Genomic DNA, 12,904 nt, shown 5'->3' on the forward strand with positions numbered 1-12,904 from the left:
GGGAGCAGGCCTCGCCCGGCATCGGTGACGCCACAGCGAAAGGAACGGTCATGGCCCGCAACGAGTCCCCCTCCCCCACGGGCGGCGACGAGTCGTCCGCGTCCGAGGCCCGCGGCGACGACGTCTACCAGCCCTTCGAAGGGGCCGACCCGTCCGGCGATCTCGATCCCGACAACGCGCTCATGACGGACCCGATCGACGACATGGCGGTCCCCGGCTACTCCCCGCCCGAGCGCCCCCGGGGCGCCACCCGGTACGGCACCACCCAGCGGGAGCAGCGGGAGGGGGAGTCGCTCGACGAGCGTCTCGCGCAGGAGGTTCCGGACCTCGCGGACGGAACGCTTCCGGAGGGCGACGGGATCGGGGACCTTCCCGGGGGCGAGGGCGAGCCCGTCGACGAGCAGGCGGGGGCCACCCGCGCCGGTCGGCTCACGGCGGTCGACACGCCCTCGGGTTCCCTGGACCGGGCCGTCGCCCGGGACGTGGGCCTGGACGACGGCACCGCGCCGGCCGAGGAGGCCGCGATGCACGTCGACACGGCGCTGGACGAGGCCGAGGAGGGGCTGTGAGCGGGGCGGCGGCGCCACGGACCTGACGGGGCCGGGCGGGACCGGGCGAGGCCGGGCGGGACCTGACGGGGCCGGGCGGGGCCGGGCGAAGCCGGGCGGGACCGGGCGAGGCCGGGGCCGCGCAGGACCCGCCCAGGCCCCTGCGCGGCCCCGTCGCGTCCCGCGCGCTTCTGCCGGCCGTCTGCGACCCGCGGCGGGGCCGTGAGCCGTCCCGGACGGGAGATCTAGTCCAGCGGGCGCCGCAGCGCGCTCTGCCCGCGGTCCCACGCGCCGCGGAGGTGGTCGGCGAGCCGGTCCTCCAGCAGGACGGTCGCGGCGCAGCCGAACGCGATGTCGGGCTCCAGGCCGGGCTCGTCGGCCAGGAGTCCGCCGACGACGCCGTGGCGCACGACCTGCTCGTGGACGGCGTCGGCCTCGACGTGCTCGGCGTAGAAGTGCTCGGCGGCCGCTCCCGCCCCGCACCGCCGCATGGCCTTGGCCAGGCGCCGCGATCCCGGGGACGACGTGATCTCGACGCAGGCGAAGTGGCCGACGAGGGCGCCGCGCCGGGCGCGGTGGAGGCCGAGGAGCGACATCAGGTTCACCGTCGCCAGGAGCGGTGCGGGGGCGTGCTCCAGGTAGCGGCCGTAGGAGTGGTCCAGGCCGAGGTCGTCCATGAGGTCGGCGAAGAGCCGGGCGTGGACGCGTTCGGCGCGGCCGGCGCCGAACTCGTCGTACTCGACGGCCACCATGGAGGCCTTGGCCTCTCCGGTGAGCCGCGGGACGACCCAGACGTGCGGGTCGGCCTCCTTGAGGTGGTAGAGGGACCGCAGGGCCGCGTACTCGCGCAGGTGCCAGAGCTCCCCGTCGGTCGCGAGGCGGTGGCTGAGGCTGCCGGAGAGGTCCACGGGCTCCACCAGGAGGGGCGCGAAGGCGTCCTCGACGGTCCGCGGCCCGTCGGTCAGTGCGCCGCGCAGGGCGTCGAGGAAGCGGTCCTCCATCGCCCGGCGCAGCCGCAGCAGGTCGGGGTCCCACTCGCGGGCGTCGTCCACGTCGTCGAAGCCCCGGTAGTGCAGCTCGTAGAGGAGGTAGAGGGCGAGCTGGAGGTCCTCGCCCCAGGGGTCGGCGCGCGCCGCGGCCGCGGGGTCGCTGCGCGGCGGGCCGGCCGTGCGCAGGGCCTCCACCACGGCGTCGGACAGCTCTCCTCGGCCCGCCGGGAGGCGGGGGGACGCCGCCGTCCTGGCGGTCGCGGCCGGGGCACGTACCGGAAGGGGCATCAGGAGTTCCTGTCGTCGGTCGGCGGGGCGGTCCGCTCGCGGCGGCGGTGGCTGGTGTCGCACCAGGGGTACGTACGGCTCCGACGGCACGTGCAGACGGCGACGGTGAAGCGGTCGGACCGGGCGACGGTCCCGTCGTCCAGGACGATCTCCACCGGGCCCTCCACGAGGACCGGGCCCTGCGGATCCACGGACACCCGGCGCGCGGGCGTCCGGTCGGGTTCCGGCGGTGTGTCCGGTGTCGGCACGGCGTACCTCCTCCGCGGGTGGGAGCGGTGCTCGCGCCCGGCCGTGAGCAAGAGCCCCGGACGCGGGCTTCAGGCTGCGGCTGCCCCGCTCGGGGCACCTCATGCCCCGGCACGGTGATCCCGGGGGTTCACCCGACAGGTGTGCCGCCGCGGTGACCGGTGACACCGGGCTGTGACCGCCCGTGAAGCCGGCAGGGTGGCGCGGATAAATCACCCGCCGCCCCCTGCCCTTCGACCGTAGGCTCCGGGACATGACCGTGCTGCGTGGCGACGCCCTCGAACTCCGGCCCTCCCGGCCCCACGACGTCCCCGGCCTCGCCGCGATCCGCGCCACGCCCGAGGTGCGGGCGCGCTGGCGCGGGGACCCCGACCTGGAGGCCGAGGTCGCGGAGGACCTGTCGGACCCCGACACCACCTGCCTGACGATCCACCACGAGGACCGGATCGTCGGCATGATCCAGTGGTACGCGGAGGAGGAGCCCGACTACCGGCACGCCGGCATCGACCTCTTCCTGGACCCCGCCGTCCACGGCCGGGGCCTGGGCTCCGACGCCGTCCGGACCCTCGCCCGGCACCTCGTCCACGACCTCGGCTTCCACCGGATCGTCATCGACCCCGCCGCCGACAACGCCCCGGCCATCCGCTGCTACACCAAGGTCGGCTTCCGTCCCGTCGGGATCATGCGGCAGTACGAACGCGGCGCGGACGGCACCTGGCACGACGGCCTGCTCATGGACCTCCTCGCCGCAGACCTGACCTGAACCGGCCGCGGACGGCCGGGAGGGCAAGGGGCTGCCGGCACGGCGTCCGGCCCGCCGTGGTCAGCGACCGGCCGGACGCCGCAAGGACGGGCACACGTCTACCTGGCCGCAGCCCGGGTAGTCGCACCTCGACCGACGCCTGTCCGCATTCACCCCCTGGGCGGTTCTCCATGAACGCACTCATCCCCCTGGTCTCCGCATCCGACGACCGTCTGCTCGTCCCGGCCGAGCGGGTCACCGCCCTGCTGCGAGGCGTCGCGGCCGGGTGGCTGGGCGCGGCGGAGCGGGGCGAGACGGACCTCGACCCACGGACCGCCCTGACCCTGGCCCGCTCCCTCAGCGACCTGGCGGATCAGATCGACGTCGAGTGCATCGCGTTCCTGCCCGCCCGGGACGATGAGGACGATCCCGAAGAGGGCTGAACGACGAGCCGTGCCGGGGCCGGACCCACCACGGTGGGTCCGGCCCCGGCACGTCCGCGGACACGCGGCGGGCGCGGTGTCCTCAGCGCCGGCAGGCCCGGACGACCACCAGCTCCTCCCGTTCCTCGGCCGCGTCCGCCAGGCCCCGGCGCTCCAGCCAGGCCCGTCGGGAGCGCAGCACGGGCCCCCAGGGGACGGAGGCTCGTGCCGTGACCTCGGCGGCGAGACCCGTGTCCGTCAGCCGGTCCACGGTCGTCTCCGCCCCGCACATCTCCGAGTGGACCATCAGGAGCACTCCCCCGGGGCGCAGCAGAGCGGGGGCGGCCCCGCAGATCCGGTCGATCACCAGGCGTCCGTCGGGACCCGCGTCCCAGGCCCTCTCGGCGCCCCGGGCGGGCACCCGCGCCGCGGGCGCCGGGACGTACGGGGGGTTCGTGACCACCAGGTCGTAGAGCCTTCCCCGGGTGCGTGTCGCGAAGTCGCCGTGCAGGACCCGCAGGGGCAGTCCGTGGACCAGGGCGTTCAGCCGGGCGGTGGCGACGGCCGGCCAGGAGACGTCGACCGCGGTGACGGCGGCGCCCGTGCGCGCCGCGTTCAGCGCCAGCGCGCCGGTCCCGGTGCCGATCTCCAGGACGTCCGTGCGCGGACCGACCTCCTCGCGGGCGAGCGCCCCGGCGAGCAGTCGGGTGTCCGCCTGCGGCCGGTAGACGCTCGGCAGGGCGACCAGGCCGCCGGGGAGCGCCTCCGGGGTCCGGACCGTGGTGGACATCGCGTACCTCCGGGATCGGGCGGGGCGGCCGTCGGCGGGCCGCTCGGCGGGCTAAGGCTGCGGCTGCCCCGTGCTGACCGGCTCATTCGGGGACGCGGAGATCCCGGGTTCCGGGTTCCTGGGGGCCGACCACGGCGGCGGGCGATCCTGACCGCCGAATGCCCACTCGCCTCGCCCCCCGGCGGTCGCGATGTCAGGGTCGGGTGATTGGCGTCCCCTCCTGGGGGCAGCGGCAGGGCGGAAGCCGGCGGTGCCCGTCGGGTGCCACGTCGCGGAGATCGGAAGGAGTCGTCATGCCTCGCGGATCGAGCCCCAAGCGAGAACGGCAGTACGAGCACATCAAGGAGAGCGCGGAGGACCGCGGGGAGAGCCCGAAGCGTGCCGAGGAGATCGCCGCGCGCACGGTCAACAAGGAGCGGGCGCGTTCCGGCGAGTCGAAGACCGCGAGCAGGACCTCCACCCGGGACATGTCGTCGTCGAAGCGTGGTGGGCAGCGCTCGTCGGGCGGTGCGAAGGGCCCCACGTACGACCAGCTGTACGAGGAGGCGAAGCGCCGCGGCATCCACGGGCGTTCCTCGATGAACAAGTCCGAGCTCAAGCAGTCACTGGGCCACTGAGCTGTCACAGCCCTGGACGGCGCCCGGCGGGCGCCGGTCCCGTGGGCGTGTCGTGAAGTTCGCGGAGGCGAGCGATGACCTTCCCCCTGCCCGACAGCGTCGACGCGCTCAAGGACATGATCGGCCGAGAGATCACCGCTCTGCGCGCGGCGGTGCGCCGGCACGCTGAGCGCCCGCTCGGCACGTCGGCGGGGAACGAGCTCGCCTCGCCGGTGCAGTCCCTCTCCGTGCTTCCGGCCTCGCCGGAGACAGGTGGGGCGGCCCCGTGCCTGTGCGGGGTGCACGAGCCGGGCGGCAGCGGATTCTGCTCGGTCCTGGCCGCCATTCCGGCGTCGGCCCTGCTTCTCGAGCCGATCCAGGACGACACGGGGGCCGTGCTGGACTTCCGCATCGTGGCCGGCAACCGCGTCCGGTCGGCGGACTGGCTGGAGGCGCCGGACCACCAGGTCGGACAGCGGTTCCTGGAGGCGCGTCCCGGCGCGGCGTCCTCGGGGCTCCTGGCGGCACTCGCGGACGTCGTGGACACCGGCAAACCGCTCGACGGGCTGGTCGTGGACTACACGGAGCAGCGGCTCGGCCGGATCCACCGGGCGCCGCTGCTGTACTCGGCGGCTCGCTGCGGAGTACAGGTGCTGGCGACGTGGCAGCCCGTGCAGACCCAGGCGGAGCTGCTCACCATCGACGCGCAGTTCCTGGCGTCGATGGGGTGGGGGCACTGGGACCTGCTGTCCGGGAAGATCACGTGGTCGGAGGGGCTCAGCCGCATCTTCCACGCCGACGTGCGCATGCCGTGGACGCTGGAGCAGTTGTGCGACGCGCTGCTGCCCGACGACCTCACGGCGCTCGCGGAGTTCCTGAGCTCGGTCCTGGCGGGCGAGGAGCCCGCCTGGACCCGGATCCGGTTCCTGGTGCTCGGCGAGCTCCGCACGCTCGACCTGCTGGGGCGGCCCGTCACCGGGACGGACGGCAGGGCGTGGGCGGTCAACCTGGTGGCCCGCGACCTGACACCGCAGATCCGCAGCAGACGGCGGCTCGCGGAGACGGAACGGGAGTCCGACCGGCTGCGGCGGCAGTCGGAGGCCGAGCGGAGGGTCGCGGACGCGCTGCGCGAGGCGCTCCTGCCCACCCACTCCGAGGCCCTGGCCGCCGTCGGGCTGACGGTCGCGGCCTCCTACCGGCCGGCCGAGCCCGACGCCGCGGTGGGCGGCGACTGGTACAAGTGCCGGCTGCTGCCGGACGGGCGGGTCCTCGTCGCCATCGGCGACGCGTCGGGCCACGGTCTGGACGCCGTGGCCCGGATGGCGCAGCAGCGGCACGCGATGGCGGGGCTCGCGCAGACGGGGGCGTCCGCGGGCGAGATCACGACCTGGCTGAACGAGCTGGTGTGCAGTGATCCGGCCGGGCAGACCGCGACGGTCGTCGTCGGCCATCTCGACGAGGAGAAGGTCCTGCACTGGGCCGACGCCGGGCACCCGGCGCCCCTGCTGCTCCGCGGAGAAGGCGTCGAGCCCCTGACGACCGACCGGCGCGGCCCTCTCCTGGGCGCCCTGCCCGGGTACGCGTACGAGACCGCGTCGACTCGGCTGCGCCCGGGGGATCTGCTGGTGCTCTACACGGACGGCATGGTGGAGCGCCGGGGCGAGGACGTGACGGAGGGGATCGAGCGGTTGGGCCGGGCGGTGGCCGCGGCCCCACGGGATCCGCAGGGGCTGATCGACTCGTTGCTGGCCGACCCCGAGTTCGCGGGCCACGAGGACGACGCGTGCGTCCTGGCCATCAGGGTGGACTGAGGGGGTGGGGTGACGGGGTCGGGGCGACGGGGTGGGTCGGCCCCGCACCCGGGGCGCGCCTCGGCGGCCGGGAGCGGGTCCGTCATCACGGGCGGGGCCGCCGAGGCCCGTGGGAACGGCGGCGGTGTCCCGGCCTCCGGTCAGGAGGCGGGCGGGTAGGGGGCGGACTTGAGGCGGCGGGCCAGGTGGGCGGTGTTGGCCGCCAGGGCCGCGGTGGCGTCCGCCGTGGCCTTCGGGGTCTCGTCGAGATCCTGGTAGTCCGTCTTGTGCATGGCCTCGCCCACCCAGTAGGTGACGGCGTTCGGGGCGAGGGAGAAGCCGACGTCGTTGAGCCCCTGGAACAGGTCGGCGCTCACCTTGTGCGCCCCGTCCTCGTTGCCGACGACGCAGACGGCGGCGGCCTTGCCGTACGTGAGCATCCGCCCCTGGTCGTCGGTCTCGCCCATCTCCGCGTTCAGCCGCTCCATCACGCGCTGGGTGACGCTCGCGGGGTGGCCGAGCCAGATGGGGGTCGACAGGACCAGGATGTCGGAGTCGAGGATCCTGCTCCGGATCTCGGGCCAGGCGTCGCCCTCCCCCAGGTCGGTCGCCACTCCCGTACGCACGTCGTGGTCGGCGACGCGGATCACCGTGCCGGTCACCCCGTGCTCGCTCAAAGCCTCCATGGTCTGTTCGGCCAGCAGCTGCGAGCTGGAGCGGGCCGGGGAGGGGGACAGCGTGCAGACGAGAGCGACGGCACGCAGCGGTGTGGTCTCGGTGGTGTTCATGGGGCAGCGGCTACCCGCCTCTCGTGTTCCTATCGCCCGCGTCCCCGTGGAGCGTGGGCCGGAGCCGTCGTCACGGTCACCCGCACGCGGTGGCGTGGCATATGTCCCTCCGGGTCGGGCAGGCGCGACGTATCGGGTCTGTCGAACCTCGGGGAGCCGTCGAGCGTGAGGAGAGGACCATGAAGGCGTTGACCTGGCACGGGCACCGCGACGTGCGGGTGGACACCGTCCCCGATCCGGTGATGGCCGATCCGACGGACGTGATCGTACGGGTCACCTCGACCGGCATCTGCGGCTCGGACCTCCACCTGTACGAACTCTTCGGTCCCTTCCTCGACAGCGGCGACATCCTCGGGCACGAGGCCATGGGCATCGTGGAGGAGGTCGGTCCCGACGTCCGCACGCTCACGCCGGGCGACCGGGTCGTGGTCCCCTTCAACATCTCCTGCGGCACGTGCTGGATGTGCGGCCAGGGGCTGCAGTCGCAGTGCGAGACCACGCAGGTGACGGAGTACGGGATGGGGGCCTCCCTCTTCGGCTACACCAAGTTGTACGGCCAGGTTCCGGGCGGACAGGCGGAGTTCCTCCGGGTGCCCTTCGGCGACACCCTGCCGGTCAAGGTGCCCGACGACGCCCCCGACCAGCGCTATCTGTACCTCTCCGACGTGCTGCCGACCGCCTGGCAGGCCGTCGAATACGCCGCCGTCCCGCCCGGCGGGAGCGTCACGGTGCTCGGGCTCGGCCCCATCGGCGACATGGCGGCGCGGGTGGCCCTCCACCGGGGCGCCGCGGAGGTCATCGGGGTCGATCTCGTGCCCGAGAGGCTCGCGCGTGCCCGGAAGCACGGTGTGCGCACGCTGGACCTCGGCGAGCTGGGCGACGGGCTCGGCGACCGCGTACGGGACCTCACCGACGGCCGTGGCACGGACGCCGTCATCGACGCCGTCGGCATGGAGGCCCACGGCGCCCCCTTCACCAAGGCGGCCCAGCGGGCCACCGGCATGCTCCCGGACGCCCTGGGCAAGCGGTTGATGGTGAGGGCGGGCGTGGACAGCATGGCGGCGTTCGACACGGCGGTGGACGCCGTGCGGCGCGGCGGCACCATCAGCCTGGTCGGCGTCTACGGCGGCGCCGTCGACCCCGTACCCCTGCGCACGCTCTTCGACAAGCAGGTCCAGCTCCGGATGGGGCAGGCCAACGTCCGGCACTGGGTGGACGACATCCTCCCGCTGCTCGACGACGGCGATCCGCTGGGGGTCGACGACTTCGCCACCCACGTCCTTCCGCTGGACGAGGCCCCCCAGGCGTACGAGAGGTTCCAGGCGAGGCAGGACGGCATGGTCAAGGTGGTACTGACACCGGGCCGTTGACCCACGGACGGGCCGTCGGGGATCCGCGCACGACGCGGTCGGCGGGGGCCGCGTCCACCGACGAGGCGAAAGGTGAACACGATGCGTGAAGCCCGGACCGCGGAACGGTCGAAGGGACCGATACCGCGCGACCGCGAGGACCAGCAGGCCGAGGCCGGGGAGGATCCGCTGGCCATCACCGTGCCCGTGGAGGCCCGGGAGCCCGCGAAGGGCGCCGGCGGCAGACGAGAGGCGAAGCCCGCCGAGAAGGCGGAGAAGGCCGAGAAGGCCGGGAGACGCGCGGAGCCCGGGGAGACCGGGGACGCGGGTGGGCCGGACGGCGAACTGCCGGACACGGACGAGGCGGGTACCGGACCCGCGGGCCGCACCCGGCGGGGCACGGTCCATCCCGAACACCCCGCCCCCGGCGAGCCGACCGACTGATTCCCCCCTCCGCGACCGCTCGGGCGCGGTACGGCAGGACGACCGCGCACCGGATCCCCCGGCGCGGATCCCGCCGGACCGGTACGGGCGGGATCCGACGCCGGATCCCGCCTTTACGGGCCGGTGTCCGTGACGAAAGGCGCAGCTTGTCCACCACCCACACCCTCGCGGCGGGAGCCGGGACCACCGGAGTCCTCTACGCGCTCCTGGGGCTCGGAGCGCTCGCCGCCGCCGTCCTGCCCCGGCTCGTGCGCCGCAGGCCCCTGTCGATGCCCATCGTGTTCCTGGCGGCCGGTGCGCTCTCCGGTCTGCTGCCGCTCCCCGTGCCGGACCTCGACCCGTCGGCGAACCGTGTCTGGGTGGAGCACCTCACCGAGCTCTGCGTGATCGTCTCCCTCATGGGGGCCGGCCTCGCGCTGAACCGGCCCTTCGGTTTCCGCTCCTGGGCCGGTCCGGGAAGACTGATCGGGATCACGCTGCCCCTCACGGTCGGTGCGACGGCGGCGCTGGCCTGGCTGCTCCTCGACTGGCCCTGGGCGAGCGCGCTGCTGGTCGGCGCCCTGCTCGCGCCGACCGACCCGGTGCTGGCGGCGGAGGTGCGCGTGGGTGAGCCGACGGACGAGGAGGACGACGAGGACGAGGTCCGCTTCACGCTGACGGCCGAGGCGGGGCTCAACGACGGGCTCGCGTTCCCCTTCGTCCTCGCGGCGCTCGCGCTCGGCGCCGCCGGAAGCACGTGGGCGGAGGTGGACTGGGCGCGGTGGTTCGGCGTCGACCTCGTCGCGAAGGCGGCGATCGGTGTGGCGGTCGGTCTGGTGCTCGGCCGGCTGCTCGGCCGGATGTTCTTCCGTGCGGGAGCACCGTCCCTCAGGCTGTCCGAGCACATGGAGGGGTTCGTCGCCCTCGCGGCGACGTTCCTCGCCTACGGTCTGGCCGAACTCGCCCGGGGGTACGGCTTCGTCGCCGTCTTCGTCACCGCCTGCGCGGTACGGGCCGCGGAGCGCGGCCACGGCTACCACAAGGTGCTGCACGGGTTCACCGAGCAGATCGAGCGCCTCCTGACCGCCGGGCTGCTCTTCCTCCTCGGCCACTACCTGGTGGCGACCGGACTCGCGGCCCTGACCTGGCAGATGGTCCTGCTCGCCGTGGCGCTCATCGTGGTCGTCCGTCCCCTCACGGGATGGCTCGCCCAGCTCGGCTTCGTGACGGGACCGAGGGAGCGGGTCGTCACGGCGGTCTTCGGACTGCGGGGCATCGGCTCCCTCTTCTACCTCGCGTACGCGCTCGGCCACCACGGGTTCGAGGGGCAGGCACGTGACCTGTGGGCGCTCACCGCCGTCACGGTGTCCCTGTCCGTCCTCCTCCACGGCATCGGCGCGACACCGGCCATCGGCCACCTCGACCGGCTGCGCACCGTCCGCCCGCGCGACGCCCCCCCCTGACGGCGGGTGCCTCCGACGCGCGGTCCTCCCCTCGGAGGCACCTGTGAAGACCGGCCGCCGACCGGCGCCGGCCCTCTCGACGCGACGCGGAGCCGGATCCGTCTCCGGATCCGGCTCCGTCCCGGTGCGGTCCGGGTCAGTTCCGAGCCCCGCCACCGCCCGCACGAAGGGCGTCGGCGATCGCCGTGGTGAAGGCGTCGAGGTCTCCCGGATCGCGGGAGGTGATGAGGGTGTGCCCTCCGGAGGTGTCCACGACGACCTCCCGGTCCGTCCAGGTGGCGCCCGCGTTCTCCAGATCCGGCCGGAGCGAGGCGTACGAGGTGAGGTCGCGTCCCCGGGCGAGGCCGCTGTCCACGAGGAGCCACGGCCCGTGGCAGATCGCCGCGACGGGCTTGCCGGCCTCGGCGAAGGCGGCGAGGAGGCGGCGCGCGTCCGCGTCGGTCCGCAACTGGTCGGCGTTCACGGTGCCGCCGGGCACGACGACCGCGGCGTAGTCCTCTTCGGACGCCTTCGCGAGTGTCGTGTCCGGCGGGACGACGGCACCCGGGTCGCGGTCCGAGACGACGGTCTGGACCGGTTCGTCCTTCTGGGCGGCGACGGTGACGGCGGCTCCGGCCTTGCGGAGGCCGGCGGCCGGCCGGACCAGTTCGTCCTGCTCCGTGCCGAAGTTCGTCGTGAGGATCAGTACGTTCTTGCCTTCGAGTGACATGTTCTCTCCCTGCTGGTGTGCGGCTTCGTCCGGGGCGTCCGGGCGGTTCCCGATCGGCCGCCGTCCCGGGGCGGGCTCGTGCCCTCTCCCGAGGGCCTGGGGGCCACGGTGCGCGGGGCCGGGGCGGACACGGCGACGCTCCACGGAGGGCGGGATACCGGGTGACTCCAGCCGGACCGCCTGCCTCTCTCCCCTGCTGCCCGCTCCTCGCCGCCCCACGCACCGGCGAGCCCATAGGGCACATCGGACAGGTCGGACAGGTCCGACAGGCGCACGAGAGCGGTCAGGTGATCCGCCGCGTCGGAGGCGCCCCTCCCCTCCCCGGTCGTTCCGGCGGGTGCGTACGGAAGCAGTCGGCCTGGACCGGAGAACCGCTCCGGTGACGGTTGCGCCGACGAGGAGGGGGCAGGCGCCCGGGAGAAGCGCTCACCACGCGCGCGTAGACGGTGGCCGCCCGGGGGTCACCGTCCCAGGCCGGGCGCCGCACGCTCCCGGCCCCTCCGGATCGACCGACTCCTGCGCCGGATGCGAGCACCGTGACCCAGAACCGACCCCCCTCCCCCATGACCCTCCCTCCGCCGGCGGTGACGGCGCTCCCGCCGGAGCCGCGGGTCGACGGCGAGGCCCTCGTGGTGCGGGAGGCCGCGTCCGGCCGCGGGACGGTCGTCCTGACCCTGGTCGGCTCGTTCGGCGTCAGCACCGTGGCCTGTCTGCACGAGGCCCTCAGCGAAGCCCGGCTCGACCGGGCTCCCCATACGGTCCTCGACCTGGCCGGCGTCACCTTCGGCGACTCGGCCTTCCTCCACGAACTGCTCACCGCCCATTTCTCCCACCGGAACCTCCTCCTGCTCGGGCCCGTCCCCCGTCACCTCCACCACCTGTTCCTGCGCACGGGCACCCTCCGCCTGTTCTCCTTCGTCCCGGACCGCCGGCCGCTCCCCTGAGAGCGCGAGTCGCGCATCGCAGGGATTGCAGCCGACATCGTCGGGTACGCGCGGAAAGACACCGTATTGTTCCCGACTCGGGCAGGAGAGACACCGCCATGAGCATGGTGAAGCAGACGATCGACGTGGACGTCCCGGTGCGCAACGCGTACAACCAGTGGACGCAGTTCGAGGAGTTCCCGAGCTTCATGGAGGGCGTGGAGGACGTCACCCAGATCGACGATCGGCACTGCCACTGGCAGACGAAGATCGCGGGCGTCCGGCGTGAGTTCGACACGGAGATCGTCGACCAGCTGCCCGACGAGCGCATCTCGTGGCGCACGGTCGGCGGCGACGTGCAGCAGAAGGGCGTGGTCACCTTTCAGTGGCTCGACGAGAGCCACACCCGGGTGAGCCTCGCCATGGACGTGGAGCCGCACGGACTCGCCGAGAAGGCGGGCGACGCACTCGGCATCCTCGATCTGCGGGTCAAGGAGGACCTGAAGCGCTTCAAGGGCTTCATCGAGGAGCAGGGCCACGAGACCGGCGGCTGGCGCGGCCGCGTCAGCCCCTCGGACATCGGCGGAGGCCACACCGGCACGGCGACGCCGTCCGACGCGCCGGTGCGCGAGGCTCCCGGCCCGATGGGCGCGCCCGGTCCGACGAGCACGTCCCCGGATGCGCCGGGGGCCTGGCCCACGCCCGGCGACCACCGCGGTCCCGGCCCGGTCTGAGTCGGCCGGCTCCGGCGCCTCGCCTACGACGTCCGCCGCCCGCCCCCGTACCGTTCGGGGGCGGGCGGCCGTCTGCGTACACCGGAGCACCCGGCACTGGACAG

General features: G+C 74.2%; 15 protein-coding genes. 10 read left to right on the forward strand and 5 right to left on the reverse strand.

The genetic code is table 11. From position 1 onward, the window contains the following. Positions 1-50: 50 nt before the first annotated feature. Positions 51-569: a DUF5709 domain-containing protein gene (locus ACF09E_RS01020; protein ID WP_392203212.1), complete on the forward strand. Its 519-nt coding sequence runs from the start codon at positions 51-53 to the stop codon at positions 567-569. A 224-nt stretch (positions 570-793) separates the two neighbouring features. Here ACF09E_RS01020 and ACF09E_RS01025 read toward each other — a convergent pair whose 3' ends face one another. Together ACF09E_RS01025 and ACF09E_RS01030 are read right to left on the reverse strand one after the other, a co-directional pair. Next, a complete protein-coding gene (locus ACF09E_RS01025; RefSeq protein WP_392203213.1) occupies positions 794-1,825 on the reverse strand; it encodes an iron-containing redox enzyme family protein in 1,032 nt (343 codons plus the stop codon). Beyond that, entirely contained in the window at positions 1,825-2,073 is a 249-nt protein-coding gene (locus ACF09E_RS01030; RefSeq protein ID WP_392203214.1) for a CDGSH iron-sulfur domain-containing protein, read from the reverse strand. The genes ACF09E_RS01025 and ACF09E_RS01030 overlap by 1 nt, the downstream gene beginning before the upstream one ends. A 251-nt stretch (positions 2,074-2,324) precedes the next feature. Here ACF09E_RS01030 and ACF09E_RS01035 point away from each other — a divergent pair, with 251 nt between their 5' ends. Together ACF09E_RS01035 and ACF09E_RS01040 are read left to right on the forward strand one after the other, a co-directional pair. Further along, positions 2,325-2,834, forward strand: coding sequence for a GNAT family N-acetyltransferase (locus tag ACF09E_RS01035; protein ID WP_392203215.1), 510 nt, complete (start codon positions 2,325-2,327; stop codon positions 2,832-2,834). 170 nt (positions 2,835-3,004) lie between these two features. Continuing rightward, entirely contained in the window at positions 3,005-3,256 is a 252-nt protein-coding gene (locus ACF09E_RS01040; protein WP_392203216.1) for a DUF6213 family protein, read from the forward strand. 82 nt (positions 3,257-3,338) lie between these two features. Here the strand turns inward: ACF09E_RS01040 and ACF09E_RS01045 are convergent, their stop codons facing one another. Beyond that, entirely contained in the window at positions 3,339-4,025 is a 687-nt protein-coding gene (locus ACF09E_RS01045) for a HemK2/MTQ2 family protein methyltransferase (protein WP_392203217.1), read from the reverse strand. 293 nt (positions 4,026-4,318) lie between these two features. Here ACF09E_RS01045 and ACF09E_RS01050 point away from each other — a divergent pair, with 293 nt between their 5' ends. Both ACF09E_RS01050 and ACF09E_RS01055 read left to right on the forward strand, forming a co-directional pair. Further along, positions 4,319-4,642, forward strand: a complete 324-nt coding sequence (locus ACF09E_RS01050; RefSeq protein ID WP_392203218.1) for a plasmid stabilization protein — start codon at positions 4,319-4,321, stop codon at positions 4,640-4,642. Between the two features lie 74 nt (positions 4,643-4,716). Then, positions 4,717-6,432 carry a PP2C family protein-serine/threonine phosphatase gene (locus ACF09E_RS01055; RefSeq protein WP_392203219.1) on the forward strand — a complete coding sequence of 572 codons (1,716 nt, stop codon included), beginning with the start codon at positions 4,717-4,719 and terminating at the stop codon, positions 6,430-6,432. A 140-nt stretch (positions 6,433-6,572) separates the two neighbouring features. Here ACF09E_RS01055 and ACF09E_RS01060 read toward each other — a convergent pair whose 3' ends face one another. Further along, a complete protein-coding gene (locus ACF09E_RS01060) occupies positions 6,573-7,199 on the reverse strand; it encodes a flavodoxin family protein (RefSeq protein WP_392203220.1) in 627 nt (208 codons plus the stop codon). A gap of 179 nt (positions 7,200-7,378) precedes the next feature. Here ACF09E_RS01060 and ACF09E_RS01065 point away from each other — a divergent pair, with 179 nt between their 5' ends. The 3 genes from ACF09E_RS01065 to ACF09E_RS01075 all read left to right on the forward strand — a co-directional run bounded on the left by ACF09E_RS01065 (position 7,379) and on the right by ACF09E_RS01075 (position 10,434). After that, entirely contained in the window at positions 7,379-8,569 is a 1,191-nt protein-coding gene (locus ACF09E_RS01065; protein ID WP_392203221.1) for a zinc-dependent alcohol dehydrogenase, read from the forward strand. An 81-nt stretch (positions 8,570-8,650) separates the two neighbouring features. Further along, positions 8,651-8,992: a hypothetical protein gene (locus ACF09E_RS01070; RefSeq protein ID WP_392203222.1), complete on the forward strand. Its 342-nt coding sequence runs from the start codon at positions 8,651-8,653 to the stop codon at positions 8,990-8,992. 146 nt (positions 8,993-9,138) lie between these two features. Next, on the forward strand, positions 9,139-10,434 hold the full coding sequence (locus ACF09E_RS01075; protein WP_392203223.1) for a cation:proton antiporter: 1,296 nt from the start codon (positions 9,139-9,141) through the stop codon (positions 10,432-10,434). Between the two features lie 136 nt (positions 10,435-10,570). Here ACF09E_RS01075 and ACF09E_RS01080 read toward each other — a convergent pair whose 3' ends face one another. Beyond that, a complete protein-coding gene (locus tag ACF09E_RS01080; RefSeq protein ID WP_392203224.1) occupies positions 10,571-11,143 on the reverse strand; it encodes a type 1 glutamine amidotransferase domain-containing protein in 573 nt (190 codons plus the stop codon). A gap of 563 nt (positions 11,144-11,706) precedes the next feature. On the opposite strand from ACF09E_RS01080, the gene ACF09E_RS01085 reads away from it, so the two are divergent. Together ACF09E_RS01085 and ACF09E_RS01090 are read left to right on the forward strand one after the other, a co-directional pair. Further along, a complete protein-coding gene (locus tag ACF09E_RS01085; protein WP_392203225.1) occupies positions 11,707-12,087 on the forward strand; it encodes an STAS domain-containing protein in 381 nt (126 codons plus the stop codon). Between the two features lie 98 nt (positions 12,088-12,185). Beyond that, a complete protein-coding gene (locus ACF09E_RS01090) occupies positions 12,186-12,800 on the forward strand; it encodes an SRPBCC family protein (protein ID WP_392203226.1) in 615 nt (204 codons plus the stop codon). Positions 12,801-12,904: the final 104 nt, after the last annotated feature.

This window comes from Streptomyces sp. NPDC014891, assembly GCF_043081085.1.
In the GTDB taxonomy this organism is placed as follows: domain Bacteria; phylum Actinomycetota; class Actinomycetes; order Streptomycetales; family Streptomycetaceae; genus Streptomyces.